Source organism: Deltaproteobacteria bacterium (assembly GCA_003194485.1).
GTDB lineage: Bacteria > Desulfobacterota > Dissulfuribacteria > Dissulfuribacterales > UBA3076 > UBA3076.
The window spans coordinates 29,111-30,459 of record PQXD01000004.1 but is presented as its reverse complement, the minus strand read 5'-3'; the positions used below and the strand labels follow the sequence as shown (position 1 = coordinate 30,459).

Annotated in this window: 1 protein-coding gene and 1 pseudogene; one reads left to right on the top strand and one right to left on the bottom strand. The window is 51.2% G+C overall.

Annotated elements, in window-relative coordinates; all coding sequences use genetic code 11:
- Window positions 1-144: 144 nt before the first annotated feature.
- A pseudogene (locus C4B57_03225) lies at window positions 145-311 on the bottom strand (transposase).
- A 58-nt stretch (window positions 312-369) separates the two neighbouring features.
- On the opposite strand from C4B57_03225, the gene ltrA reads away from it, so the two are divergent.
- Window positions 370-1,349 (top strand): group II intron reverse transcriptase/maturase (gene ltrA / locus C4B57_03220; GenBank protein ID PXF55273.1); only part of this gene is annotated, 980 nt, incomplete at its 3' end.

Below are 1,349 nucleotides of genomic sequence, written 5' to 3'. Positions count from 1 at the left end.
GTGCGCCACGAGCACACTCGATATAGTTGAGATGTGCGCAACTGCACAGAAGATGAGGGTTTGGCCCCTCGAAGCCGGCTTGCAGGAGCAGGCTTCAAACCGCCTCAAGCTGCTGTGGTAAAGAGCCATGGTGGTGAGCGTTGAGGAAAAGGTCCCGCAAGACGGGATCAGGTATGGTCCATGGAGACGAACGAGAGTGAACCGCTGATGACGTGTCGAAAGCGTAGGGACGACGTCAAAACCGGGGGGTAGTCGTTAACCCGGGACAAGTCTGGAGGAAACCTGCTTACTGTCCAGATGGCGTCCGGCATGAAGGCGGCGTGAACTTGAACCAGGCTTCTGTGCGGAACGTGGGAAGCTGTCGCTTCGATGTTAAGGGAGAAATTCAAGTGGAGGCCCCACGAGAATGAGAGTACCGATGCGGAGCACAGTGGCGGACCGCCCTGTAGGAGTGATGAAGTCTCTGTAATGGGGATGGAGCAAAGGGGGCGGGTCATCCAGCTGGAATTAAAGATCAACCAGGTTTGGGAGGAATCTTTGAAGAAGGCAAAGCCGTTTGAGATTTCCAAAGAGGTAGTTTGGGAAGCATGGAAACAGGTAAAGGCAAATCAGGGTGCACCAGGTGTTGACTCTGAATCGATTGCCGATTTTGAGAGGAATCTTAAAGATAACCTCTACAAGATCTGGAATCGCATGTCGTCGGGCAGTTACTTTCCGCCACCGGTCAGAACGGTAGCAATACCGAAGAAGACCGGAGGTGAAAGATTGCTCGGCATTCCTACCATTTCCGACAGAATTGCGCAGACAGTGGTTAAAATGTACTTTGAGCCGTTTGTGGAGCCATGTTTCCACGAGGACTCATATGGGTACAGGCCTGGGAAATCGGCTATTCAGGCAGTCAGAATAACACGCGAGCGTTGCTGGCAGTACGACTGGGTGCTTGAATTCGACATCAAGGGTCTGTTCGACAACATTGATCACGATCTGCTGATGAAGGCGGTAAGGCATCACACAGAGATCAAATGGATACTTCTGTACATCGAGAGATGGCTGAAGGTCCCATTTCAGAAAGAGGACGGCACACTGGTGGAAAGGACCAAGGGTACTCCCCAAGGCGGTGTGATAAGCCCACTTCTTGCCAACCTCTTTCTGCATTATGTGTTTGATAAGTGGATGGAACGGAATTATCCGGGAAATCCACTCTGCCGCTATGCAGATGATGGTATTACGCATTGTCGGACAGAGGCTGAGGCACTCGCATTAAAAGAGGCGCTGGATGCCAGGTTCAAGGAATGCGGTCTGGAACTTCATCCTGAGAAAACAAAGATTGTCTATTGTAAAGATGATGA